Genomic DNA, 24,358 nt, shown 5'->3' with positions numbered 1-24,358 from the left:
GACCTACTGAGATTCAGTTTTATCCCTGATAAATTCATCAAAACGGATTGTCTTCTTAATGATCGTACGTTTTTTTATGTCTATATCCTCTTTATCCAGAACCAGATCATAAGTGGAATTTCCCTTAAGAGCAGTTATTAGAAGATCAGGTTTGGAGTTTTTTGAGAAGACCAGAGGAATATTAAGAGGCATGGGGGGATTCAGTCCTATATAGATTCTACCTGACCTTAGATCCGGCTGTATCTCATATGGAAAAGGACAGTCATAGAGTACAAGGGGGGCATCCGATTTAAGTTCAAGAATTATCTCCTCCGGTTCAAGGAGGGATTCAATTGTGAGGTCTATGAGGCGGCGGTCCAGAAACTCATTACTCTCCCATATCGTTTCAAGGGATGATTCGATTACATCTCCCTGAATCCTCAGATTTTCTCCTCCGTCTTCAAGGGGAATAACCTTATCATTATGAATAATAAAACCGGAGCCCATATCATCAGTACTGCTGAGGCTGAGCTCCCTTATATTTCTATCCAGATTCATCACATCTTCAAGCTGTACTATCTGCAGATATCCCTTGTCATATGGGTTCAGCTGTGCTGAATAATAGATAAGGAAAGCCGTAGACAGTCCCAATGTAAATGTCATAAGCGCTGTTTTCGCCTCCTGTCTGCTCTTATCGTAATGATGATGATAGAAGCTGAGACTCGAGAGCTGACAGATAAAGGGGAGTGTCAAAAAGGTGAGAAGCCAGTTTCCTCTGACCCTTGAAAGGATGAAAAATTCGTAAACTCCCGTATAATCCCTGCTGAATAGAAAAATCAGTACAAGAAATTGAGGCAGTATTGAAAGAATCATGAAGAGGCGCTTCAACGATTTATTTCTGAAAGATACAAATAGAAATACTGAGATCAGACTCAAGAGCATGATAGGTGTAAAGGAGATACTGATAAACAAAACAATTACAAGATTTATCAGGGAGATAATAAAGGCAATATAGGAGTAGAAATGAGGATTTCTGGGAAAAGGGAGGCCTCTCATCACATTGATAAAAAGAATGGAGAGAAAAATGGCTCCTGAACCTTTCAGTAAAAAAAAGTAGAGAGGATAAAGTTCCCAGATAAATTTATATTCGAGAAATAGGAGAAGCTCTTCAAGCATCAGGGTAGTGAGCATAAAGAAAAGGAAACATAGAAAGATGATAACAGGAATCGTCCAAAGCTGCTTTCTGAACTTTTTGAAATTGAGTGAGATCCGTCTCTCTTGAAAAAGGGGAAACAGCATACTGAAACTGACAGCTATCATGAAAAACAGCAGTACCTGAATTTCACTTATATGGAATAGAACATCTCTCCGGAGGCCGACATAGATATAATGATTTTCCCACGTCTCTGGTATTCCCCCGGCAAGTTGAGTAAGCATATTATGCAGGTACTGAAAATATTGACCCGGATTGGCATCAATATCCGTTCCCTCAAGGCTGCTGGAAAGTAGACTGATTGAAGGGATGTCCTCATTTAAAAACTCACTGAAGGCCAGCTGTTTTGTATCCAGACCGGCTCTGTTGATCAAAAGAGCCGTACTGTCGATCCGGTATTCCAGTCCCGCCTGCTGCAGAGCCTCCCGATTCTCCTCCATAAACCATTCAGGTGTATTCAGGTATTCCATGCTCCCGAAAATTTCAGGTAGCATTTTGTTGTCACTGAGATTCAGATAGAGAAGGGCCGCTGGATTGCTGAAGCTGTAATTGTTCAGAAAGTTATGAGAGCCCAGGAATCCTCTGGAGATAGTATCACCGCTTGTAAATATGAATGTCAGACTCAGGGCCGGCTTTCTTTCACTCCATTCATTGATAAAACTGAGAGCCAGTGCGGGATTCATCGCCGTTTTTCCGCTCTCTTCATAGGAGTCCACAGCCGCTGCAATGATAAATTCATCCTCAATTATCCCGGGAATCCTCACGATAAGGTTTTGGGAAAAGGAGTGTCTGTCTTCAACATCATCAAGAGACTGTTTCTCAAAGGATATATCTTTTGAGATCAGATAATCTTCAATGAATGAAAAAACCGCCTGCTCTTCATCAGATCCTTCACTGCGTTGATCCATTGAATAAATCAGCGCTTCGGTTCTGTGGAATAAATCCAGAGTATCGGGCTGCAATGTTTCTGAAAACAGTGAGATTGGTATAAGAATCAGGAAGGTCAGGATCAATAAAGCTCTAGGCATATCCTTAGAATAGGAAAAAGACATGCTAATCGTCAATAAACTTTATTTATTTTTCACATTCATGTTATTATGGGCGAATGGAAATAATGTCCGAAATATTGAATCGAGTCTCAGCGGATTCTTTCCTGGAGACCCCAATACCGGAAGAATCATTACAGAATATTCTGAATGCAGGACGTATAGCTCCCTCAGCTAAAAACAGACAGCCTTGGCGTTTTATTGTCCTCAGGGATCCTCTTTTAAAAGAGAAAATCAAGGACAGCGCCTATGGTGATGAACGTTTTAGCCAGGCTCCCGTTGCCATCGCTGCCTGCACCACGAATATAGGCTACCGTATGCCTAACGGTGAACTTTCCTATCCAGTAGATCTCAGTTTTGCCATATCCTTTATGATGCTTCAGGCGGAGCATGAAGGCTTAGGGTCATCAGTTATCACAACATATAGAGAAGATGAAATCAAAAAAATACTTACAATACCCTATTCCATGAAGGTGCTTATGATGCTATTAATTGGAAAAACTGAAAAAAACGGAGATCGTGAGATCAGACTTCCTATGGATAGAGTAGTTTCATTTGACCACTGGTGATATTCTGATCAATAGACTGTTTAAGCAACATTACTACCTCTGCTTGAGAAGTCATAATAAATGAAAAAATTAAGGAGTTTTTAAATGGGTCACGCAAGGAATTTTTATGCAGGACCTTCTGTTCTGCCCGTATCTGTACTGGAAGAGATTCAGAAGGAAATGGTTGATTATAAGGGATCTGGTTTGTCGTTGATGGAAACAAGCCACCGATCGCCTGAATACAGTGAAGTACACTACAATGCAATTAATCTTTTCAAAGAGATATTCAGTGTTCCGGATAATTTCAAGGTTCTGTTTATCGGCGGCGGCGCCACCATGCAGTTTTCAATGATTCCCATGAATTTTTTAAGTGATGGAAGAAGCTGTGATTTTACTCTCACAGGTGCCTGGTCTAAGAAAGCTTATTCTGATGCGGTGAAACTTGGAAAGGTAAATGTACTTTTTGACGGTAAAGATGATAACTATTCTTCACTGCCGGATGCTTCAACTTTAAAAGTAAGTAAAGATGCTTCATATCTTCATATGACTTCCAATGAAACTATTGGTGGAATTCAGTGGAAAGACTGGCCCGATACAGGAGATGTTCCTATTATCTGCGATATGTCCAGTGATATTATGAGTCGACCGATTCCATTTGAAAAATTCGGCATGATCTATGCCGGAGCACAGAAGAATCTGGGTCCCAGCGGTTTTGCAGTTGTCATTATCAGAGATGATATGCTTGAAAAAGTTAATCCTGAAATAACTGCTTATCTGGATTATAGAATTCATGCTTCAAAGGATTCTCTTTATAATACCCCCCCTGTATTTCCTATTTATGCAATGAGCCTTGTACTTCAGAAAGTGAAGGATTCAGGCGGACTGGACGCTGTAGTAAAAAGAAATGCCGAAAAGGCAGCTCTTATTTATGGTGCTATCGACGGCAGCAACGGTTTTTACCGCTCTCCTGTAGAACCATCAATCCGTTCTGAAATGAATGTTGTTTTTACTATGGCATCAGAAGAGATTGAGAAAGAATTTGTAGCCGAGGCTAAAAAGAGACAAATGTACGGTCTTAAGGGACATGTAAGTGTAGGTGGTTGCAGAGCTTCTATTTACAATTCTCTACCCCTTGAAGATGTTGTTGCACTTGTTGACTTTATGAAAGAATTTCAGAAGGCAAAATCCTGATAAATCATGGATAAGTTGAATAAGGGCATCCTGCGACAACTGCAGGATGGCCGTAAATCATACAAAAATATTGCTGAAGAGCTTGAAGTTACCGAAAATACTGTCCGTTCCCGCGTACGCAGGATGGAAGAGATGGGTATTCTTGATATCAGCGGCCATGTGGATGCTGATAAGGTTGAGGATCTCCAGATCATTATGATCGGTATACGTACCAGTTCGATGGACTATATTGCCAAAGGTGAGGAGATCAGTAATCTGCCGGGTGTTATTTCAGTTGCCGTTGTTACAGGACGTTTTGATCTTATTGTGACTGTGGAACTGGCTGATGACAGGCAGATGCTGGACTTTCTTAAGAATGAACTGTCCGCCGTGGACAGCATTGAGGCTATCGAAACTTTTGTAATTTATAAGGGTTTCAACCTCAAGGTTCCTTATCTGCAATAATAGCTCTTATGACGCATAAAATAAGGAATGATGATGAATTATAAAGATAAACTGGCTGGCTGTGGTATAGCCATTCCTGAGATACTTCTGCCCCGGAAATTCGGCTCTCTCCAGAGCTGGTCTGTTGTAGCATGTGATCAGTTTTCTTCAGACCGGGAGTACTGGGAGAATGAGAAGAAACGGACAGAAGGCCGTGAGAGTACACTGAACATGATACTCCCCGAATGCTATCTGGATGAATCGGATGTTCGAGTTCCTGAAATCAATAAAACCATGAAAGAATATATTGATAAGGATGTCCTTGGTCCTGCGGGCACGGGATTTGTTTACTTGAACAGATCCACTCCATATGCTGCTAAAAGAAGCGGCCTAATGGTCGCCCTTGATCTGGAAAACTACAGCTATGAAATTGGAGCTGAATGCGGAGTACGTCCCACAGAGGGAACTGTACTGGAACGCCTTCCTGTTAGAGCCGAAATCAGAAAAAATGCTGTTCTTGATCTTCCCCATATCCTGGTTCTTCTGAATGATTCTGAAAATAAGCTTTTCTCCTATCTGGAGAAGAGAGAATCAGAATTGAAAAAGGTCTATGATTTTGATCTGGCAGACAATGCCGGACATCTTTCAGGAGCCCTTGTCTCAGATGATAAAGATCTGGAAGCCCTGGCTGAAATTTTTACTGAACTGAATGAGGCAGGAGACTTTCTCTTTGCAGTAGGTGACGGGAATCACTCTCTGGGTGCCGCCAAACAGTTATGGAATAAAATCAAGGATGAAACAGGTAATATGGATCATCCTTCCCGTTATGCTCTGGTTGAACTGGAAAATATTCATGATGCGGGTGTTCATTTTCATCCTATACACCGTGTTCTTTTCGACTGTAAGAGTGATGATTTCAAGACAGACCTTCTCGCTTTTCCAGGGGTTTCCATCAAAGATGCAGATTCACAGAAGGATATGGTAAGAGAGGTTAAGTCTCTCAGTGCTGAAGGTAAATTTGCCCTGGGTATGATTACTGCATCTGAATATTCAGTCGTAACTATGGATAATAAGGAAGCATTCCTGGCCTCTGAAGCCTTTCACAAATTTCTTGATCCATGGATGGAAAAAGGTTCTTTTTCTGAAATTGATTATATTCATGGAGATGATGTACTCAGAGAACTCTCTGAAAAAGAGGGGAATATCGGGTTTTATCTTCCCCCTGTGAATAAATCCACCTTCTTCTCGTTTATAAGCAGCCGTGGTCCTATGCCGCGCAAGACTTTCTCCATCGGAGAAGCTGAAGAGAAACGATATTATCTGGAAAGCCGTAAACTGGTACCCTGATGTTCTATATTTCCAAGATCATAACAGCCTTTATTATGCCTCCCGGCCTCATTCTGGCTGTTATGATTTTTATTCTTTTCTTTATCCGTAAAAAAAGATTTCCATTTTTTCTGCTCCTCAGTCTTACACTGTTCTTCTATCTATTAAGCAGCAGGTTCATTTCTGAAGCTCTGATCTATCCTCTGGAAAGCTATGCTGTGGAAGCTGGGAGGGATGCTTATGGTGAAGCTGAACTAATAGTTGTTCTGGGGGGAGGCAGCGTTGTACAAAAAGATGAAAACGATCGGCTCCGGAACAGTCCTGCAAATGTAACTGCAGACCGTCTTCTTGAAGCAATACTGCTGCAGAAAGAGACTGGGCTGCCCCTGCTGTTTACAGGAGGGAATGTTCTTAAGGGCAGGGATGCCCCCGGTGAGGCCGAGGGTGTCCGGATAATCCTGAAACGCTACGGACTCTCTGAAGATATGTATATTCTTGAATCAGAGAGCCGTAATACCTATGAAAATGCTTTGTACTCATCAGAAAAAACCTCGTATAGAGATATTATTCTGATAAGCTCTGCATTTCATCTGAAACGGGCTGCCCTTTGCTTTGAAGCATCCGGTTTCAGAATATCCTCACTTAGAGCCGTAGACTTAAGGGTAGATGAAAAGAAAATAAGTGTTCTTGATTTTCTACCTTCCATGGGAGCCCTGCAGAACAGTTACACAGCACTCCATGAGTACTGGGGACTGCTCTACTACCGGCTCTATTATTTTTCTTCAGTCTGATTCAACTTTTCCGAATCACCTTCAAGGTTCATGGCCCCCAGTCTTTCGGCCAGAGCGGGATGGCTGTAATGAAATGCACTGTATAGACTGTGTGGTGTCAGGTTGGAAAGATTATCCTTACTGAGCATCATAAGAGCACCCTTGAGTGCCGATTTTTCCTCTACTGAATTACAGGCATAGGCATCGGCCTCATACTCATGTTTTCTGGACCAGAAATTACCCAGGGGTGACAGAAAGAATGAAAAGGGTGATGAACAGAACATCAGAATTATCAGAATTGAATGATAGGCTGGAGCCTCAAAAGAGAAGGCATTGTAGAGGGCTTCCCAGTTCATGCAGAGGCTTGTGATATATAATGCTGCTGTAATCATGAGGATTGAGCTCAGAAGTCTTTTGGGGATGTGCCTGAGCTTGTTGTGACCTATCTCATGGGCAAGTACAGCTTCAAGCTCTTCATCACTCAGGGATTCTACCAAAGTATCAAACAAAACTATTCTCCTGAACTTTCCCAGTCCAGTGAAATAGGCATTGCTATGACCCGAACGTCTGCTTCCATCCATTAGAAATATTCCGTTTGTACCGAATCCGCAACGCTCTGCCAGAGCCATCAATCTTGTTTTCAGGTTCCCGTCTTCAAGGGGAGTGAACTTATTGAACAGCGGAGCAATGAGAACAGGGTAGAGAAGAAGCACAATCAGTTGAAAGGCTACAATGAAGCCTGAAGCATAGAGCCACCAGAAAGCTCCTGTTTTCTCCATAAAGAAAAAGAGTCCCCAGAGCATGGGAGTCATCAGAACCACTGAGAGAGCACTCTGTTTTAATGAATCAGTAAAATAGAGGGACAGGCTTGTTTTATTAAAACCGAAATTCTGTTCAATCACAAATTGAGAGTAAAAGCTCAAGGGCAGAGATGCTGCTGAAAAAATCATGGAAAATACAAAAATATAAATAATGCTGAAAAGAGTTCCTTCATGTAAAAATCCAAGGAGGAAGTTTTCCAGCATACCGGGAAAACCGATTAATATAATCAGCAGTAGAAAAATAAAGGACCATGCTGAACTGATAAGTGAGAAACGTCCTTTTACAAGACTGTAGTCTACGGATTTTTTATAATTTTCAGGATCTATGCTGCTGCTGAAAACGGCAGGAACTTCATCCTTGTTGAGGATAATACTGTTCATATTCATGACAGAGAGCATCCAGGAAGCAATAAACTCGGCAATATATAAAACAACAAACAGTGTCAAAATCATTGTGGGTGACATGTTTTCTCCTTTGAAACGAATTCGGGTAGATTGTGAAAAGATTCAGAAACAAAAAAACCCTGCCGTAGCAGGGTTTCTCATACAGGTTGTTGATTAAAGTGCTGCGATAGCTTCTTTCATCTTACCGTTGGCAACAGCAGATTTACACTGCTTGCAGATTACTGCTTTTTTCCCATCAAATTCCTGTGCGTAAACGACTTTGATAGCTGTTCTTTTACAGAGAGGACAAGTTCCTCTACCGCTTTTTACCAATTCTCTGATTCCCTGACCTCTATGTGCTTTAGACATAATCACTCCTTAAGTAAAATACAGGTTATAAAAACCCTATCTAATTTTAAAATATCTATATGAATGCAGTAATACTGTTCAGAATCCTTCAGCTGCAATTAACTGATGCGGAAAATCCGAAGATTTATGCATTTTAAACCTAGAAAACTATAAAGACTGAACAGTAAAAAGTCAATGCTGCTAAACCCTTGAGTGAATTAGAAATACAGTATGGAGTCAATTCTTAATTCTCTTTCACTGAAATCCCTCAGATTTATTCCATAATCGAAACTCAGAGAGAAGCTCGGGAGAAAGACTGGGAAAAGAATCAGAGAGAGGCCGCTTGTATACTGAATGTCTTCACTGCGCAGATTTTCACCGGTACTGATTACAAATCCCATATCTACAAAGGGGACCAGCTGCAGCGCTGTGACCTTTTTTATTGTTACGATATTAATGGGAAAACTCTGATTCCAGAAGGCTCCGATGTGTCCGGATAATTTATAATCAAGTATACCTCTGAGTCTGTCACCGGCATTTCTCTTAAAATCGTTGTAGTAGTAAAAAGAAGAAATCCTGCTGCTGTAATTAAAAAAGGGTGTGTAGATGTATGATTTAAACATTCCGTCAATCCATAGATTGATTTTATTATCGTTTACATCGTATTCAATCTGATTTTCTATACTTGCATCCAGCCCCTGTCTCAGGTTGCCGATCCAGTTTACATCGTCCCATTCAACCATGTGGTTATAAGCCGGAATAAGTCCGCTGCTGCTGAAGTAATCATCATCATGACCTGTATCGTTATACTCAAACTCATAGTTATATGGCCAGCGAAGTATGGGTCTGGTGTAGTAACTCAGATGTTCAGTTATTGGAAATTTCATGCTGACTCTGAGAGTGGACTGTATATAGTCATAGATAAGGTTGGTATCACCATCATCATCTGCAGCTTTTACGGTTTCCCATAACTGATTAAATCTGAAATCCATCAGGTAGGGACCAGCTCTTACATTCATCCAGTCAGAAGTGATCTCTGATTTAACCTCGGAATAATAGAATATGGTAGTGAAATCTGTAAGTGACCCACCTACGTTTTTATAATCCATGTTCAGCCCCATAATCATTCCGAGGTTATCATCATATTTATATATGGGCAGGGGAAGAAGGGTCCAGGATTCTACAAGACTGACTGTAATCTCAACAGTTGTAAGGAAATTATCCTCATAGATATTTTTATAAGAGGTCAGTACTGATTTATAAATTTTTTTGTTAACAAGTATATTTTTCTGTTTCTGAATATATGCATTTAATTCATAAGTGCTCTTGAATACATGCTCATAATCCCAGATCAGCACCTTTTCCAGGGCATTGGAACTGGTATTGCCATCACTCTCATAGATGACCTTCTCTATACGGAAATTATTTACAGGGAGATCTTCACCATGCAGAAAAAGTACAGGGAGAAGAAAAAAAATAAGCAGTGGGAGTCGTAGATCGTGTTGAAAAGTGCTTCTTCCAGAGTTCATAAACAGTATGATAGCTGTTCTGTTATCATAAATCGAGATATTTTTGATTTTTAATCGTTTTTAATCTTATTGCAGGTACAGGCATTTGTTATTAAGATAGGCGTATGATTGAATCGATTGGACGATGGTTCAGGGAGAAACTCAAGGGTTTCAGTTATGCTTTTAATTTCTTTCTCTTTTTACTAAAGGAAACAGCTAATTTCCCCTGGAATAAACGGGTCGGTTTCAAGGTACTGATCATGCAGATCTATTTTACCGGTGTAGAGGCTCTTTCGGTAATTGCTCTTATCTCTTTAGGTATCGGTGCTGTTATCATCATTCAGGGAATGGCAATCCTCCCCATGTTCGGGCAGAGCAATCTTATGTACACCATCCTGATAATGGTTATAACCCGTGAACTGGGACCCATGCTCACAGCCTTTATCATCACAGCGCGTTCAGGAAGTGCGATAACCACAGAACTTGGCAATATGGTTATCAGTCATGAAATTGAAGCTTATCTCTCCGTAGGAATACACCCTGTCTCCTATCTGGGAGTACCCCGGCTGTACGGTGTTATACTCTCAATGTTATTTCTGAATATTTATTTTAACCTTTTCGGGCTCCTTGGTTCCTATCTGGTTGCCTCATTTCTTCACGAAATACCCTTTACAGATTATCTTATGAATCTTGTACTGGCACTGACACCGGCAGATATTATTTCTTCGTTTCTCAAGAGCATTATCTTTGGTTTTATAATAGCCGTTGTTTCCATATATTACGGTTTCAATGTAAACAGAGCCGTAACAGAAGTTCCTCAGAACACAATTAAATCCATAGGGATGAGTATCACCCTCTGTATTATCGCCGATGCCATTCTGGTCATAGTGACCAGGCTTTAGGAGCATATATTTTGAATTGGAATGAAGTTCCTGTTATTTTAAAGGATATAAGTCTGATTGTAGGTTCTGAATATATTCTGGATAGCCTTTCAATCGATTTTATACCATCCAGGGTTACCGTTCTTATGGGCGGTTCAGGCTGCGGGAAATCTACAGTATTAAAAGCTGCTGCAGGTCTGACTCCTCTCAGCGCCGGAAAAGTGCTTTATGGAGATCAGTCAATTTACAGCCTGAATCAGAAAGAGTATGCAAAGATGCAGCAGAACACTGGTTTTATGTTTCAGGACGGGGCCCTGTGGGCAAATAAAAATATAATAGAAAATCTGAGTCTTCCAATAATCATTTCAGATAATTCTGTTAAATCCGAGAGTGTCGAGAAAATGGTTATGGACGGTCTGAAAGCCTTTAATATGGAATTTGCAAAGATGATTCGTCCAGCGGCTCTTTCAGCCGGTGAAAAGAAGATTATCTCATTTCTGAGAGCCGTAATTACGGATCCAGATATACTTTTTCTTGATGAGCCCACTTCATTTATTGACAATCGCAGTTCTCTAAAACTGATTAAGAATCTTTTTCGTTTCAAGAAAGAAGGGAAGACCATAATTATGGTTACCCATGACCTTAAACTGGCTAAAACTCTGGGAGATTACATTGTATTTATGAATGACCGTAAGATAGAACTCTATGATACAGTGGAAGCCTGTCTGGAGTCAGATAATGAATTATGGCGGAACTTCATAGAAGACCGCAGCTCGGATTCAATGGATGAATAGAAAAATTAAAACTATAATAGAGAAAGGTAAGTAATATGAAATTCGGATTCAGGCATGCTGATAAATTTGTCGGCTTATTTATTCTGGTAGCCGTAGTCTTTCTCAGCTCATCACTTGTGGTGACAAGTATCAATAGAAGATGGTTTGCCAGGGATTATGAATATTTCTCCCGTTTCTTTTCTGCAAACGGACTGAGTGTCGGGATGCCTCTGAAGCTCCGCGGCTTCGAAATAGGAAAGATAAAAAGCTTTACCCTCAATTCAGATAATAAGGTAGATGTCACATTGGTTATTTATGACACCTATATTGAGAAAGTGACCGAAGGTTCGGTCCTGGAACTGGCAACAAACCCTCTTGGTCTTGGAGGCGGTCTGAATTTTTATCCCGGTATTGTGAATGATGATGCTCTTGTGGAGTTCAGTTATATCCCCTCTAACCAATCCAAAGAGGGGAAGGCTCTCTTAGCCAGTGATAAAGTGGACAAACCGGGTGGAGAAGATGCAATAAATGCCATTATGGAAAATATCAACCCCATACTTCTGGGTGTTGATAACATGATAGCCTCCATGACAGGAATTATGGATCAGGTTGAAAGTGCTCTAGCCGGAAACCAGGCGACTCCACTGGGCGGTATGCTGGTGAACCTGGAAGATACAACATCCGAACTTAATACAATTCTACCTGCGGTGGAAGCCATTCTCCGTGAAGTTGAGAAAATGACTCATTCCCTGAGTACCCTTATGGTGGAACTGGAGGATCCGACGGGGCTTATTCCAACTCTCCTGGACCCCAGCGGTTCACTTGAAACCATACTCAATGATGATAATGAACTTTATGGGCACCTTATAGGCATACTTGTGGAGATTCAAACCAATCTTGAGAATCTCAGTTCCATGACCAATGATCTTAAGGGGATCACACCCGAACTCAATATGGTCCTTGATGAAACCAGCAGTGCTATTCAGGAAGGTAAGAAGGTTCTTGAAGGACTTTCAAACAATCCTCTGCTAAGAAAGGGAATTTCTGAAGAAGCTTCTGCCGATTATCAGCATGGAACACTTCGGGATGAGGAGTTCTAGATGAAAATAATAAAAATTTTCCTATCAATACTGGTTTTTTCAATTATTCTCGGTTCCTGTTCATCCATTCCCAAGGAAGAGCGGCTTGCCGCTGTGAATGAGAAAAAAGAGCAGTCAGCACTGTTTTTGAGTCAGGGGCATAATGAGTACGGCTGGAAGAACTATGAATCATCCATGACCCTTTATAAATCATCCTTTAGTCTTGCTGCTTCTGTGGACTGGGGGGAGGGGATGATTCGATCTCTTGTACACCTGAGCCGGAGTGCTGACCGTATCGGAGAGAGTGATAAATCACTGGAGTATATGGATGCCGCAGAAGAGCTCCTGAAAGATATTGATAATACAACTTTACTGATTCTTGTAGGTAACAGAAAGAGTGAATGGCTGTTGTTCAATGAGAGTCCACAGAAGGCTATAGAACAATCTGAGGTTGTGATTGCTCTTATAGATTCAGAGAAGTCTGAAGAAGTGGGAGAGAGCTGGAGAATTCAGGCCGCGGCTTACAAAAGAATGAAGAATTATGAAAAAGCCCTTGAATCTATAGAAAATGCCCTTTCCCTCGATGAAGAGCAGCATTATGTTGCTGAGCTGGCCAGTGATTATTATATCCGGGGATCAATACTATCCCTGAGCGGAAGAGAGGCTGATGCCATAGATTCAATGTATCTGGCTTTACAGAAAGATAAATTTATTGAGAATACTCCTGCCATTGCACAGGATTTGTATGCTTTGGCTCTTATTTATGAGAAAAGCGGTCAGAATGAAAATGCAAATCACTATTTTCAACGTTCGTATCTGGTATATAAGGGAGTACGGGAGGAAGTACCCCCCGTACTCGTTGAAAAACTCAAGAATGGTTTAAACAGTCCTCTCCTTTTCCAGGAAACTGATATCTTTTGATCTGTTGTCACAACAATCCATCTCCGATAAAATAAATCCAACACAAATATGTTTTAAAAGGATGCACATATGTTTGGATTTATTGTAATCGTAATCATCGGTGCATTGGCGTTCGCTGCTATCAACTATTCCGCCGTTAAGAAAAAAAGTGCGGGATCCGAAGAGATGCAGTCAATTGCCAGTGCAATTCAGGAGGGAGCAGACGCATTTTTGCGTCTTGAATACTCCCTGATCCTGAAAATTGTTATTGTAATTGCAGCACTGCTGCTTGTGGTCGTCTCCTGGTATGCCAGTGTGGCATTTATCCTTGGAGCCTTTATGAGCGCCAGTGCCGGATGGATAGGTATGAAAATTGCCACTATATCCAATGTCCGGGTGTCAAACACTGCCAATGAAACCAAAGATATCGGTGCCACATTGAAGGTCGCCTTCCAGGGTGGATCTGTAATGGGTCTCTGTGTGGGTGGTTTTGCTCTGTTGGGACTGGCTATTGTTTACTATGTCTTCGGTGTTCTGCTGGGGCAGGTTGATCCTTCCCACCTGGTGATCAAAACAAACTGGCTCGGAATCAATGATATTCCCTTTACAATGACCGTTTCCGGTTATGCACTGGGATGTTCCATCATCGCTATGTTCAACCGTGTGGGTGGAGGTATTTATACCAAGGCCGCCGATATGGGTGCCGACCTTGTAGGAAAAACTGAGGCAGGGATTCCTGAAGATGACCCCCGTAACCCTGCTACCATCGCCGATAATGTTGGTGATAACGTAGGTGATGTTGCCGGTCTCGGTTCAGACCTTCTGGAAAGTTTTGTAGGAGCCATAATATCAGCAATGGTTCTGGCTTCCTACATCTTTTTTACCAGTGGACACTCTGATAATCCCGTTTCAGCTGAGCTTGTAAGCAAACTAATATCATTTCCCATTATTTTTGCTGCGGCCGGACTTGTTTCATCCATGCTGGGAATCTTTATTCTTCTGAAAAGTAATGTCTCTGCAAAACCCCATGCGGAGCTGAACAAGGCAACATTCATTGCTGCAGGGCTTACTATTACAATCAATGCTGTTCTGACCTGGCTTGTTTTCAGGGGAATGGATCTGTCTGCAGCTGGATTTCAGCTTGGAGCTCTCTCTCCCTGGATCTGTGCTGTACTGGGAGTTGTCAGTGGTATTCTGATCGGCCAGATGGCTGAACGTTATACAAGTTATGACTACAAACCCACAAAGGGCATTGCAGCTGCTTCCATGGAAGGTGCTGCTCTTACAATTACCCAGGGTATGGCTGTGGGTATGAAATCTGTAATTGCTCCTGTAATCACACTGGGTGTTGCTATTATTGCTGCACACTCTGTTGCGGGTCTTTACGGTGTGGCCATGGCTGCTATCGGTATGCTCTCATTTGTAACAATGACAGTTTCTGTTGATACATACGGTCCCATTGCAGATAATGCAGGGGGAATCAGCGAGATGGCTCATCTTGATCCTGAAGTAAGAGAAATTACTGACGAGCTTGATGCTGTAGGAAACACAACCGCAGCAATCGGCAAGGGTTTTGCAATCGGATCTGCTGCACTTGCTGCTCTGTCTCTTTTTGCATCCTACCTCTATGCTCAGGCAGGTCCCAAGGCGGCCGAAGGTGTTGATCTTGTTCTTAATATGATCAACACGATGACACTGGCCGGTGCTCTTGTGGGTGCTGCTCTCCCTTATCTGTTCTCAGGTATTCTTATTGAGTCTGTTGCAAATGCAGCCCGGGCAATGGTACAGGAAGTACGTCGTCAGTTCTCAGAACATCCTGGTATACTTACCGGAGAAGAGACTCCCGACTACAGGGAATGCATCTCAATCTCCTCTGCAGGTGCACTTAAGGAGATGAAAATTCCTGCACTTATTTCAGTGGTCACACCCCTGGGTGGCGGATTTATCTTCGGACCTGAGTTTGTAGGTGGTCTTCTTATCGGAACAACCCTCAGTGCCATCATGCTGGCTCTTTTTACAGCCAATGCAGGAGGAGCCTGGGACAACGGTAAAAAGTATGTGGAAAACGGTCACTACGGTGGCAAGGGATCTGATGCCCATTCAGCCGCAGTAATCGGTGATACCGTAGGAGACCCCCTCAAAGATACAGTCGGTCCTTCTCTGGATATCCTGATCAAGATCATGGCAGTTATCTCCCTGATCTCAGTTTCCATTTTCAGCAAATTCAACCTTTTTTCATTGCTGAGCTCATTGATATCATTATAATTAAACTTATCAACCGGTATTTTTTATAATTTTATGAGAGATACCGGTTATCAGAAGGAGAAGAATATGGCTGTACATTACTATCTGACAGTATTTCCCATGGAAGCGATGGTAGCTTCTCAGTTAGAACCCGAACAATTCGGAGCTTATATGGCTCTTGGTGATACAAAAGCGGCTGCGGAGCAGCTGATGTTTATTGAAGTGGAAGGAGGATTCGGTGATTTCTTTGACTGGGATTTCGCAGCAAAGAAATGTAATCCTCATTCCGACGGAAGACCTAAAAGATCACTCTATCTCTCAGTTTACAGAGCCCTTGAAAATGTTCCCCTTGAAGCACTGGGTACAATGTATCTGGTTACTAAAGACGGACGTTCACTGGCCATTGAAAAGGATGAGTACAAGGCCCCTGCAAACTGGCCCGGATTTGCCCTCTACAGAGAGTACTGTCCCATGTCACCTCTGGCTGTAAGTTCACTGGACCCTAAAAACTATGGTGATTATATGACCGATCCTGTAAACAAGGTTCATGCTCCCAGCATTCTTTTTGCAGACCTGCGAGTAGGCAATCTTGACGATATAGAGAATTCCGGTAATGTCGGAAATCTCTATGACAAGAATCTGGATCATCTTAAAGACTGTATTCAGTCTCTTCAGTCCGGAAAAAGGAAGATGACTAAAATTGTCGACCGTTCCAATTTCAATACATCCTTCTACCAGATTCTGGGTGAGGGACTGTATGTTTCAAGTGATACGGGGATTGTCATGTACCCCATGCCCGACCGTGATGCTCTTAAAAAGAATCATTATGACTGGGCAAAATCAGCATTGATTTACTAAGTTAATATATTTTATTTATCTGGTAGTCGGCTGTTGAATAAGCCGGCTACTTTTTTTTCATATTGTTATTTACTCAGCTCTGTATATAATAATTGATAGTTCGCAACGGAGGGATAGATGGAAATACACAAGGAAATGTTCCTGATAAGGAATCTTCTTTTGATGCTGGTGGCTATTGCGGCTCTATTCATCATGAAATCTCTTGCCGGGATTTTGCTGCCTCTGGTTTTTGCACTTCTGCTGAGTATTCTCTATCTTCCTCTTATTATGTTTTTGGAGAAGAAGCATTTTCCAAAAGGGCTGGGTATCGTTCTTATCGTGGTGATGACACTGGGGATCATTCTTGTTGTTGCTAATGTCTTTATTTCAACAATAAATGAAATCATAAATCAGCAGGATTATCTTATAACTCAGCTTCATGACAGATTTTTAGCCATTGCTGCACTCCTGGGAGAGATACCTTATCTTGATATAGATGCTGCAGTTCTGCAGGATGGACTGAATAACCTTTTAAATAAAAATATGATGACATCCGCTGTTGGCGGATTACTGAAAGGGGCAAGCAGTTTCGGATCATCTTTTTTGATGTTTACCCTCTATTTTATTTTTCTCCTTCCCGGTATGTCCAGGTATGAACATTTTATACGTTATGTCGGTGGTGATCAGAATTCTTATCTTGAGGATTACGAAAAGATTCAACAGAATATCTCTACTTATATGATTATTAAAACAACAATCAGTTCTGTGACCGGAACAATTGCCTGGCTGATCTGTACAATGCTGGGTTTGAAATTTGCTTTTTTCTGGGGATTCCTTACATTTATTCTGAATTTCATACCCAGCATAGGTTCAATTATTGCTACTCTGCTGCCCTCTCTTATGGGTCTTATCCTATTGGAAACCTACAATGAGTTTCTTCTCCTCTTTCTTCTTTTAGGGATAAATCAATTGATTATCGGTAATTTTCTGGATCCAAAAATCATGGGAAACAGGCTGCGCCTTAATACTGTAGCCGTACTATTCGGTCTGGTATTCTGGGGTGTTATCTGGGGAATCCCGGGTATGCTGCTATCAGTACCTCTATCGGTGACCCTTAAGCTTATACTGGAAAAATCCAGCTCATGGAGTGTCCTTGCCAGAATAATGGGTTCAGCTGAACCTGAAGAAAAAGAAACAAAGGAATCTTTTTTTAAAAAAATATTCAAAAACAGAAAGAAGAAGGATTCATAAAGCTTCATGTACGACTCATGGACTTATTGAATCCACCGGATTATTCTCATATAATGTTCTTTTATAAAGTTAGGAGTAAACTCACATGACTGTTGATGGATTATTTGAAAAATTGAGCAGGATCGAATTCGGTGAAATGCCGGAGGAGCACCTGAGGACTATATGCGAAAAATATCTTCCCATTATCAATGAGATTGAAGACCTTAAAAAAAAGACAGAGACTGTCATTCTGGCCCATACCTATGTTAAATCAAATATTCTCTATTCTGTAGCTGATTATGTAGGAGATTCCTACGAACTCAGCAAGATTGCAAAAAATGCTGATCAGAAAAGGATCATTTTTGCGGCTGTGCGCTTTATGGGTGAAACTGCCAAGATTCTGAGTCCCGACAAGGAAGTACTTATTCCCGGGTCAGATCCTGCCTGTTCTCTGGCAGACAGTATTACAGGTGAAGATGTTAGAAAACTCAAGAAAGAGTTTCCTGACTATGCATTTCTATGCTATATCAACACCAATGCTGATGTAAAAGCGGAATGTGATGCCTGTGTCACCTCTTCAAATGTGTACAACATTGTAGAAAAATATCCTTCTGATAAAATCTATTTTGTACCCGATCGTCTGATGGGACAGAATATCATTGATGAGATGGAGAACAGGGGTGTTAAAAAAGATATAAAAGTCTGGAACGGCAGCTGTTATGTACATGAAGAGTATGAACCTTCCATGGTCGAGGCGTTGAGAGCCCGTTATGATGACCTGACTGTAATGGTTCATCCTGAATGCGGACCATCTATCGTAGAACATGCAGATTTTGTAGGAAGTACTTCACAGCTCTATAACTATGTTAAAGAGCATAAAGAGGGGCATTTTCTTATGCTGACTGAGTGCGGACTTATTTCACGAGTAGAAGCCGAACTCCCTGGAAGACACTTCGTAGGCAGTTGTTCACTGTGTAAATATATGAAATCAAATACTCTGGAAGGTATTCTGAGAGTTCTTAAAGATCCAAAACCCGAAGACTCTATTCAGATTGATGATGATATTCAGGACAATGCATTGAAATGTATTAATCGGATGTTTGAAATCGCAGAATCCTGATCTTTCTATTAATAAGTAATACGGCTGTAATGGACAATACGCCGCCCGCCATGGTTGTCCATTCGGCTTTTTACCCCGGAAAAATGCTCATATGAGAAAAATGGTATTATGATCATCTGTCGGTGCTGACTGCTGGCCTGCCCATAAACAGCAGTAGAAAAAAGAATTGTCATCTTTTTTCATGTTGAAACTGTCCTTTTAGTCTGTTTAGAAGGGTGGAGCTGTATTTATGCCTTTCAAAGGGTTTTATTCTTTTAATATGATAATGATTTCCTGATTCCTTCATCCACTTATGAAGACACTCTGCAAGAGCATCCTGATCATGGCCCAGACATATATAGTCGGGCCTGATTTTTTCCAGAACTGAAAATGAACCGATTTTCTCATCTGCCAGGCAGGCTTCTGTGACCAGTTCATGATTCTGGATATAGTGGAGTCTGCTTATCTCATCATGGAGAGGATTCTTTTTCTTAAAGGAATACACAAAGCTGTCACGGGCAACAACCACTATCAGCCGCTGTCCAAAGTCATATGCCTGTTTTAAAAAATATTCATGTCCCGGATGTATAGCATCAAAAGTTCCGAACACAAGTGATGTTTTCATTAATTATCTACCTTATTACTGGATCATAACACTTTTTAACCTACTCTGAGTAGTCATGTTATTGAGGGTTCTTAATTAAATAAACAGTTGATTTAAAAGGTAAATATGATATATATTTTTATATATTAAGATATATATACTTTATTTAAAAATAATTTGTGTAATTTATGTAAAGAAAATTGCCATTTATTCATGAGTTGAATAAATAAGCCGTAACATAATTAGGTTGATTTTGTCTTAATTAGTAGAAAATGAATGATTAATCACTATTTTCCCTTTTATTATAAGTGTGTTATATGACAATTGTTGTCATATTTGATCATTGTATGATAAATGTGTGAACAGCATGTGAAGAAGCTGTTTTGTTCACTATTTGCTAATAGCGAACGTTAGGTATATATTATTAAAAAATGATTTGAAAATACTATTGGAGGCATTACATGCAGGTATTAAAAGAATCCGTTAGACAGAGAATCGTAACCTCTGCAAGGAAAGAATTCCGGAAAAAGAGCTTTGAAAAAGCTTCAATGAGAGCCATTGCTTCATCCGCTGGAATGACAGTTGGTAACCTTTATCGTTACTATAAGAACAAAGAAGATTTGTTCGGTTCAATTATTGAGCCCCTTTACAAATCACTTATGAATCTGAAGAAAGAAATTCAGACAGTTGAAGAAGACAAGATTTCCTGGCTTCTTCAGAGTCTTAAAGATCTTCAGAAAGAGTACAGAATCGAATGGCTTATACTTTCTGCCGGTTCCTCCGGATCAAAGTATGAAAAAGCTCTTGATAATGTGTACGCACTTCTTCAGTCCACTATTAAAGATGTACTTGAAGAAAACAACAAAGAGTCCAGCCTTGCAGCACCCGTTGCATCCGCTATTCTCCATGGTCTGAGGACCATTCTGCAGACAGAGAAGAAGAATTCTCCTGAAGTTATTGAAAACTTCCTGCAGTTCATGATGTCAGATATGATTGAACGTGTAGCCTCCTGATAACTCTATATATTATCTAAAAAGCTATATGAAAAACAGGGCTGTTCCTTTTACGGAGGAACAGCCTTTTTTTATGCCCAGACAGTCTTTGCCCCAGGGTTTCTATGACTGACTGTCAGAATAATCATACTATTTGTAATATTCTCTGCTTATCTGACTGGCGAGTCTTACATTGTTGAAAACAAGCTCTACATTGCTGTGCAGACTGCTTCCCTTTGAAAGTTCAGCAATTCTGGAAAGCAGGTAGGGTGTTGATTCCTTCCCCTTGACCCCGTCTTTTTTCATATCCTTCAAAGCGGTCTCAATAACAGAGTTGATCTCTTCAGGGTCCATGGAGAACTCATCGGGTATGGGATTGGCAATCACAACGCCGCCCTTCAGATTCATCTCCCATTTTGCTTTCAGTAATCCGGCGATTTCTGCGGGGCTCTCCATAGAGTAATCAACCTTGAAGCCGCTTTTTTGTGTATAGAAAGCAGGAAGTTCTTCGGTCTTGTAACCAAGAACAGGAATACCATGTGTTTCAAGATATTCCAGGGTCAGTCCAAGGTCCAGTATTGATTTTGCACCTGCACAGATAACAGCCACATCAGTCTGTGCCAGTTCCTGCAGGTCGGCAGATATATCAAAACTGTTTTCCGCCCCCCTGTGTACGCCGCCGATTCCACCTGTGGCAAAGATGGGAATTCCGGCCATACCGGCAATGATCATAGTGGAGGCAACGGTTGTGGCTCCGTCTTCTCCCCGGGAAACCAGATAGGGAAGATCACGCCGGCTGGCTTTGTGAATAGCCGTACCTTTTTTCCCGAAATATTCAATTTCATCAAGGCTGAGTCCGGCTTTGAGTCTGCCGCCGATTATGGCGATAGTTGCAGGAATTACACCTGCCTCTCTTGCGATCTTCTCAACCTTCAGAGCTGTTTCTACATTCTCCGGATAAGGCATACCATGGGAGATTATTGTAGATTCCAGTGCTAATACAGGCTTTTTTTCAGCCAGTGCGTCAGCCACTTCTTCTTTTATATCAAGATAACTGCTGTTCATATTCATACTCCTTGGAAATATTTTTCAGTAAATCAATTGAAAGGTTTTCATTTATGGCTCTGGTACTCAGAAGAGATGCTGCGGCACTTAGATTTGCCAGCCATGAGGATTCAGCAGCAGAGAGTTCAGCGAGTCCGGCAAGAACCAGTGCTGCCGAGGCGGCATCTCCCGCACCTGTAACAGAGAGAGGATTAAGTTTCAACGGAGGAATCAGTGCCTTCTGATTTTTGTCCATTGAAAAGATGCCTTTGCTGCCGGAGGAAATAAACACCCTGGCGGCTCCCTCTTCAATAAGTTTTTCGCAGGCTCTGAAATAGTCGGCATCACAGTTAAGATCAATTCCTGTGTAGCTGGCAGCTTCTATCCTGTTTGGTTTGATGGTATTTACATATGGGAGAAGTCCCTTTAATCTGCCGAATTTTTCAGTGGATACGGGATCAACCAGAATGATTTTATCAGGATAAGTATGACAGATATAATCAAGACTCTCTCTGGGAAGATTGGTGTCAAGTACAAAATGATCCTGCTTCTCAAGATCCTCTCTGCGGGATTCGAAGAATGATGGTGTCAGTTTATTGATCAGATCCATCTGATTGACCGCATAAATCATTTCACCTTCTTCGTTGAGAAGAGCCGAGTATATGCAGGTCGATTCATTTTCCATCTTTATACAGGGGCTGCAGTCAACACCCGTGGTTTCGGTCCTTTTAAGAATGCTCTCTCCGGCTTCATCATCTCCGCAGATACTCAGAAGAGAACAGTTTAAACCAAGGAGACTGCTGTTTTCGGCAATATTTCTGACAACTCCGCCGGGTGAGCGTTTTATAATCCCCGGTACTGAATCTCCAGGTATCAGACGACGATGAGCCTGCATCTGTATGTCCTGATTGAAGCCGCCGATGTATAGCAGCTTTATTCTGGAAATCTGAGCCTCTTCAATTCTGGTAAATAGATTTTTCATCAAGTTTGCTCCTTAAGGATAGACGGGAAATTAAGAGCACAGAGACAGTGCATTACGGCTCCCAGGGGGAGGGCGTCTTCATCCATATTGAAACAGGAGTGATGAAGGGGGAATATACAATTTTTCTCTTCATTTCTGCATCCCAGCCAGTAGAAGGCTCCCGGGATTTTCTGTAAATAGTAGCTGAAGTCTTCACCTGCCATTCGGGGCTGAGGCAACTCTTCCATAATAAAATCATCATTCAGTAATCTTGATGTTTCAAGTACAAAGGAACTCATTTCGGGTGTATTAATCAATGGCGGGTAACCCGGGATAAGTTCGAAGGTATAACTTGCTTTATAGCGGCTGCAGTACATGCTCAGCGTCTTCTCTATCTCAAGCTGTATCTGTTTGCGGATTTCTTCAGAGAAGGTTCTGATGGTTCCTGACAAAGAAACTGAGTCGGGGATGACATTCGGCCTGTATCCACCATGTATACTTCCCAGTGTCAGGACCGCAGGCTGCACCGGGTCGATGAGTCTGCTCACTATAAACTGAAGAGAGTTCACCACCTGAGCTGATATGGCAATGGGATCAACTGACTGGTGGGGCAGGGCTGCATGACCGCCCTTTCCGGTGAGAACTATGTTAAAGCTGTCGGTAGAGGCCATGGCTCTGTCATGGTTGATGCCTCCCTGTCCGCAGGGCAGCTGAGGATCCAGATGAATGCCGAATATACCCTTAAGAGAATCAAGAACTCCTGATTCCATAACAGGCAGAGCTCCTCCGGGATCTTCCTCTCCGGGCTGAAAGATGAAATATGTATCCTGAGGCAGTTCATCCTCTCTTTTCTTAAGAAGAAGAACCGCTGCCATCAGCATGGCCATATGTCCGTCATGACCGCAGGCATGCATTCTGTTTTTATTTTTGGAGGCAAAGGGCAGCCGGGTATTTTCCGGTATCTCAAGAGCATCCATATCCGCTCTGAGACCTACAGGGTTTTCGCTGCTTTTCCCTTTTATTTTTGCTATAACAGTGTGTCCAGGGGTATCACTTAAAATCTCAATGAAATTGCTTTTAAGAAAATCAATGATATAGGCTGCTGTCTCAGGCACTTCAAGCGCAGTTTCAGGATTCCGGTGGAAATGTCTGCGCCATTCGATCATAGTATCCTGAAGATCCCGGGCCTCTTGAAGAACTGTGTCATTATTCTCATTCATAGAGTCTCATTATAAGTAGAGATCTCCTCCTTAGCAAGCTGTCAGGCACAGTTTGCACAGCAGCTGTTTTCCTGTATGATAATCTCAATATCAATGTATTGGCCTTCAGGCCCTGAGCGAATAAAAGGTATAGGAGATCTAGATGCTTCAGGAAGTTCTTAATAACAGCAGAAAAGTTGTACTAAAAATCGGGAGTAATACTCTTTCCCGGGAAGACGGAACACTGAATCGTGACTTTTTTAAGGATCTCTCTTCTCAGATAAATATATTGAAAACCAGGGGCTGTCAGGTTGTTATCGTCTCCTCAGGTGCACGAATTGCAGGAGTATCGACCCTGGGAAAATGGAAACGGAAGGAAGATCTGCATTACAAGCAGGCTCTCTGTTCCATCGGACAGGTGGAGCTGATGGATTCTTATAGAAAAGAACTGAAGGAATTCGGTTTTGTTATAGGACAAATTCTACTGACCAAAGATGACTTCAGTGATCCAAACAGAACTCTCAATATAAGAAATACCCTGTTCACACTACTGGATGAAGGAGTCATACCAATCATTAATGAAAATGACTCTGTTTCTGTAGATGAGATAAAAATCGGTGATAATGATAATCTTGCAGCTTTGACTGCAAATCTATGGAATGCAGATCTTCTGCTTATTATGAGTGATATTGACGGAGTCTATAATAAGGATCCCGGTGAATATGCCGATGCACAACTGATCGAAGTTATTGAAGAGGCTGAAGCCCTGAGTCAGAAAATAGAGATTGGCAGTAAAGGTGATTTCGGCACCGGTGGTATTCTCACAAAGATCGAAGCTGCCTGTAAGGTGAATGAATACGGTATCCCCATGATTCTGGCCAATGGAAAAAGAAAAAACCTGATCCCCGGCCTCCTGGAAGGTAAATATCCGGGAACTATCTTTGTTCCCTGATATCTC

General features: G+C 41.6%; 24 protein-coding genes. 15 read left to right on the top strand and 9 right to left on the bottom strand.

Annotated features, from left to right (window positions below; all coding sequences use genetic code 11):
- Positions 1–3: 3 nt before the first annotated feature.
- Positions 4–2,220 (bottom strand): Zn-dependent exopeptidase M28, encoded by a 2,217-nt coding sequence (locus DV872_RS17875; protein ID WP_147283203.1) that lies wholly within the window; start codon positions 2,218–2,220, stop codon positions 4–6.
- Between the two features lie 77 nt (positions 2,221–2,297).
- On the opposite strand from DV872_RS17875, the gene DV872_RS17870 reads away from it, so the two are divergent.
- The 5 genes from DV872_RS17870 (at position 2,298) to DV872_RS17850 (ending at position 6,517) form a co-directional block, all read left to right on the top strand.
- On the top strand, positions 2,298–2,807 hold the full coding sequence (locus DV872_RS17870; RefSeq protein ID WP_114631316.1) for a nitroreductase family protein: 510 nt from the start codon (positions 2,298–2,300) through the stop codon (positions 2,805–2,807).
- An 84-nt stretch (positions 2,808–2,891) separates the two neighbouring features.
- A complete protein-coding gene (gene serC, locus DV872_RS17865) occupies positions 2,892–3,977 on the top strand; it encodes a phosphoserine transaminase (RefSeq protein WP_114631315.1) in 1,086 nt (361 codons plus the stop codon).
- A gap of 6 nt (positions 3,978–3,983) precedes the next feature.
- Positions 3,984–4,421 carry an Lrp/AsnC family transcriptional regulator gene (locus tag DV872_RS17860; protein ID WP_114631314.1) on the top strand — a complete coding sequence of 146 codons (438 nt, stop codon included), beginning with the start codon at positions 3,984–3,986 and terminating at the stop codon, positions 4,419–4,421.
- 33 nt (positions 4,422–4,454) lie between these two features.
- Complete coding sequence (locus tag DV872_RS17855; RefSeq protein ID WP_158547038.1) at positions 4,455–5,747, top strand: DUF1015 domain-containing protein; 1,293 nt, start codon at positions 4,455–4,457, stop codon at positions 5,745–5,747.
- Positions 5,747–6,517, top strand: a complete 771-nt coding sequence (locus DV872_RS17850; RefSeq protein WP_114631312.1) for a YdcF family protein — start codon at positions 5,747–5,749, stop codon at positions 6,515–6,517. Before DV872_RS17855 ends, DV872_RS17850 begins: the two co-directional genes overlap by 1 nt.
- On the opposite strand, the gene DV872_RS17845 is transcribed toward DV872_RS17850, so the two are convergent.
- From DV872_RS17845 to DV872_RS17835, 3 genes are all read right to left on the bottom strand, one after another.
- Complete coding sequence (locus DV872_RS17845; RefSeq protein WP_114631311.1) at positions 6,499–7,782, bottom strand: M48 family metallopeptidase; 1,284 nt, start codon at positions 7,780–7,782, stop codon at positions 6,499–6,501. The genes DV872_RS17850 and DV872_RS17845 overlap by 19 nt on opposite strands.
- A 93-nt stretch (positions 7,783–7,875) precedes the next feature.
- Complete coding sequence (locus DV872_RS17840) at positions 7,876–8,070, bottom strand: hypothetical protein (RefSeq protein ID WP_114631310.1); 195 nt, start codon at positions 8,068–8,070, stop codon at positions 7,876–7,878.
- Between the two features lie 197 nt (positions 8,071–8,267).
- On the bottom strand, positions 8,268–9,578 hold the full coding sequence (locus tag DV872_RS17835; protein WP_114631309.1) for a hypothetical protein: 1,311 nt from the start codon (positions 9,576–9,578) through the stop codon (positions 8,268–8,270).
- Between the two features lie 104 nt (positions 9,579–9,682).
- Between DV872_RS17835 and DV872_RS17830 the strand changes: the two genes are divergently transcribed.
- From DV872_RS17830 to nadA, 8 genes are all read left to right on the top strand, one after another.
- Positions 9,683–10,459 (top strand): ABC transporter permease, encoded by a 777-nt coding sequence (locus DV872_RS17830; RefSeq protein WP_114631308.1) that lies wholly within the window; start codon positions 9,683–9,685, stop codon positions 10,457–10,459.
- Positions 10,460–10,470: 11 nt separating this feature from the next.
- Entirely contained in the window at positions 10,471–11,232 is a 762-nt protein-coding gene (locus DV872_RS17825; RefSeq protein WP_158547037.1) for an ATP-binding cassette domain-containing protein, read from the top strand.
- 35 nt (positions 11,233–11,267) lie between these two features.
- A complete protein-coding gene (locus tag DV872_RS17820; protein WP_114631306.1) occupies positions 11,268–12,311 on the top strand; it encodes an MlaD family protein in 1,044 nt (347 codons plus the stop codon).
- On the top strand, positions 12,312–13,211 hold the full coding sequence (locus DV872_RS17815; RefSeq protein WP_114631305.1) for a tetratricopeptide repeat protein: 900 nt from the start codon (positions 12,312–12,314) through the stop codon (positions 13,209–13,211). It abuts the gene before it with no gap.
- A gap of 69 nt (positions 13,212–13,280) precedes the next feature.
- Complete coding sequence (locus DV872_RS17810) at positions 13,281–15,455, top strand: sodium-translocating pyrophosphatase (protein WP_114631304.1); 2,175 nt, start codon at positions 13,281–13,283, stop codon at positions 15,453–15,455.
- 66 nt (positions 15,456–15,521) lie between these two features.
- On the top strand, positions 15,522–16,292 hold the full coding sequence (locus DV872_RS17805) for a hypothetical protein (protein WP_114631303.1): 771 nt from the start codon (positions 15,522–15,524) through the stop codon (positions 16,290–16,292).
- Between the two features lie 117 nt (positions 16,293–16,409).
- On the top strand, positions 16,410–17,522 hold the full coding sequence (locus tag DV872_RS17800; protein WP_114631302.1) for an AI-2E family transporter: 1,113 nt from the start codon (positions 16,410–16,412) through the stop codon (positions 17,520–17,522).
- A gap of 85 nt (positions 17,523–17,607) precedes the next feature.
- Positions 17,608–18,621, top strand: coding sequence for a quinolinate synthase NadA (gene nadA / locus DV872_RS17795; RefSeq protein WP_114631301.1), 1,014 nt, complete (start codon positions 17,608–17,610; stop codon positions 18,619–18,621).
- Between the two features lie 8 nt (positions 18,622–18,629).
- Here the strand turns inward: nadA and DV872_RS26640 are convergent, their stop codons facing one another.
- A complete protein-coding gene (locus DV872_RS26640; protein ID WP_158547036.1) occupies positions 18,630–18,794 on the bottom strand; it encodes a hypothetical protein in 165 nt (54 codons plus the stop codon).
- Positions 18,791–19,225 carry an adenylyltransferase/cytidyltransferase family protein gene (locus tag DV872_RS17790; RefSeq protein WP_114631300.1) on the bottom strand — a complete coding sequence of 145 codons (435 nt, stop codon included), beginning with the start codon at positions 19,223–19,225 and terminating at the stop codon, positions 18,791–18,793. Before DV872_RS17790 ends, DV872_RS26640 begins: the two co-directional genes overlap by 4 nt.
- Positions 19,226–19,665: 440 nt before the next feature.
- Between DV872_RS17790 and DV872_RS17785 the strand changes: the two genes are divergently transcribed.
- Positions 19,666–20,217, top strand: a complete 552-nt coding sequence (locus tag DV872_RS17785) for a TetR/AcrR family transcriptional regulator (RefSeq protein WP_114631299.1) — start codon at positions 19,666–19,668, stop codon at positions 20,215–20,217.
- A 129-nt stretch (positions 20,218–20,346) separates the two neighbouring features.
- On the opposite strand, the gene DV872_RS17780 is transcribed toward DV872_RS17785, so the two are convergent.
- Genes DV872_RS17780 through DV872_RS17770 form a run of 3 tightly spaced genes read right to left on the bottom strand, consistent with a single transcriptional unit; the run spans position 20,347 to position 23,421 of the window.
- Positions 20,347–21,261 (bottom strand): pseudouridine-5'-phosphate glycosidase, encoded by a 915-nt coding sequence (locus tag DV872_RS17780; protein WP_114631298.1) that lies wholly within the window; start codon positions 21,259–21,261, stop codon positions 20,347–20,349.
- Complete coding sequence (locus DV872_RS17775; RefSeq protein ID WP_114631297.1) at positions 21,242–22,222, bottom strand: carbohydrate kinase family protein; 981 nt, start codon at positions 22,220–22,222, stop codon at positions 21,242–21,244. Before DV872_RS17775 ends, DV872_RS17780 begins: the two co-directional genes overlap by 20 nt.
- Complete coding sequence (locus DV872_RS17770; RefSeq protein WP_114631296.1) at positions 22,222–23,421, bottom strand: M20 family metallopeptidase; 1,200 nt, start codon at positions 23,419–23,421, stop codon at positions 22,222–22,224. The genes DV872_RS17775 and DV872_RS17770 overlap by 1 nt, the downstream gene beginning before the upstream one ends.
- A 142-nt stretch (positions 23,422–23,563) precedes the next feature.
- On the opposite strand from DV872_RS17770, the gene proB reads away from it, so the two are divergent.
- Positions 23,564–24,352 carry a glutamate 5-kinase gene (proB, locus tag DV872_RS17765; RefSeq protein WP_114631295.1) on the top strand — a complete coding sequence of 263 codons (789 nt, stop codon included), beginning with the start codon at positions 23,564–23,566 and terminating at the stop codon, positions 24,350–24,352.
- Positions 24,353–24,358 lie beyond the last annotated feature (6 nt).

The sequence above is a fragment of the Oceanispirochaeta sp. M1 genome, from assembly GCF_003346715.1.
GTDB lineage: Bacteria > Spirochaetota > Spirochaetia > DSM-2461 > DSM-2461 > Oceanispirochaeta.
The sequence above is the reverse complement of the archived record's forward strand: the minus strand, read 5'-3'. Positions and strand labels throughout refer to the sequence as shown.

What these genes read in the sequence shown, in the direction of transcription:
- DV872_RS17845 (WP_114631311.1), bottom strand. Translation starts at nt 7,782, where the DNA reads ATGTCACCCACAATGATTTTGACACTGTTTGTTGTTTTATATATTGCC.
- DV872_RS17790 (WP_114631300.1), bottom strand. Translation starts at nt 19,225, where the DNA reads ATGAAAACATCACTTGTGTTCGGAACTTTTGATGCTATACATCCGGGA.
- serC (WP_114631315.1), top strand. Translation starts at nt 2,892, where the DNA reads ATGGGTCACGCAAGGAATTTTTATGCAGGACCTTCTGTTCTGCCCGTA.
- DV872_RS17870 (WP_114631316.1), top strand. Translation starts at nt 2,298, where the DNA reads ATGGAAATAATGTCCGAAATATTGAATCGAGTCTCAGCGGATTCTTTC.
- DV872_RS17875 (WP_147283203.1), bottom strand. Translation starts at nt 2,220, where the DNA reads ATGCCTAGAGCTTTATTGATCCTGACCTTCCTGATTCTTATACCAATC.
- DV872_RS17805 (WP_114631303.1), top strand. Translation starts at nt 15,522, where the DNA reads ATGGCTGTACATTACTATCTGACAGTATTTCCCATGGAAGCGATGGTA.
- DV872_RS17840 (WP_114631310.1), bottom strand. Translation starts at nt 8,070, where the DNA reads ATGTCTAAAGCACATAGAGGTCAGGGAATCAGAGAATTGGTAAAAAGC.
- proB (WP_114631295.1), top strand. Translation starts at nt 23,564, where the DNA reads ATGCTTCAGGAAGTTCTTAATAACAGCAGAAAAGTTGTACTAAAAATC.
- DV872_RS17815 (WP_114631305.1), top strand. Translation starts at nt 12,312, where the DNA reads ATGAAAATAATAAAAATTTTCCTATCAATACTGGTTTTTTCAATTATT.
- DV872_RS17820 (WP_114631306.1), top strand. Translation starts at nt 11,268, where the DNA reads ATGAAATTCGGATTCAGGCATGCTGATAAATTTGTCGGCTTATTTATT.
- DV872_RS26640 (WP_158547036.1), bottom strand. Translation starts at nt 18,794, where the DNA reads ATGACAATTCTTTTTTCTACTGCTGTTTATGGGCAGGCCAGCAGTCAG.
- DV872_RS17800 (WP_114631302.1), top strand. Translation starts at nt 16,410, where the DNA reads ATGGAAATACACAAGGAAATGTTCCTGATAAGGAATCTTCTTTTGATG.
- DV872_RS17850 (WP_114631312.1), top strand. Translation starts at nt 5,747, where the DNA reads ATGTTCTATATTTCCAAGATCATAACAGCCTTTATTATGCCTCCCGGC.
- nadA (WP_114631301.1), top strand. Translation starts at nt 17,608, where the DNA reads ATGACTGTTGATGGATTATTTGAAAAATTGAGCAGGATCGAATTCGGT.
- DV872_RS17775 (WP_114631297.1), bottom strand. Translation starts at nt 22,222, where the DNA reads ATGAAAAATCTATTTACCAGAATTGAAGAGGCTCAGATTTCCAGAATA.
- DV872_RS17835 (WP_114631309.1), bottom strand. Translation starts at nt 9,578, where the DNA reads ATGAACTCTGGAAGAAGCACTTTTCAACACGATCTACGACTCCCACTG.
- DV872_RS17785 (WP_114631299.1), top strand. Translation starts at nt 19,666, where the DNA reads ATGCAGGTATTAAAAGAATCCGTTAGACAGAGAATCGTAACCTCTGCA.
- DV872_RS17810 (WP_114631304.1), top strand. Translation starts at nt 13,281, where the DNA reads ATGTTTGGATTTATTGTAATCGTAATCATCGGTGCATTGGCGTTCGCT.
- DV872_RS17770 (WP_114631296.1), bottom strand. Translation starts at nt 23,421, where the DNA reads ATGAATGAGAATAATGACACAGTTCTTCAAGAGGCCCGGGATCTTCAG.
- DV872_RS17780 (WP_114631298.1), bottom strand. Translation starts at nt 21,261, where the DNA reads ATGAACAGCAGTTATCTTGATATAAAAGAAGAAGTGGCTGACGCACTG.
- DV872_RS17855 (WP_158547038.1), top strand. Translation starts at nt 4,455, where the DNA reads ATGAATTATAAAGATAAACTGGCTGGCTGTGGTATAGCCATTCCTGAG.
- DV872_RS17830 (WP_114631308.1), top strand. Translation starts at nt 9,683, where the DNA reads ATGATTGAATCGATTGGACGATGGTTCAGGGAGAAACTCAAGGGTTTC.
- DV872_RS17860 (WP_114631314.1), top strand. Translation starts at nt 3,984, where the DNA reads ATGGATAAGTTGAATAAGGGCATCCTGCGACAACTGCAGGATGGCCGT.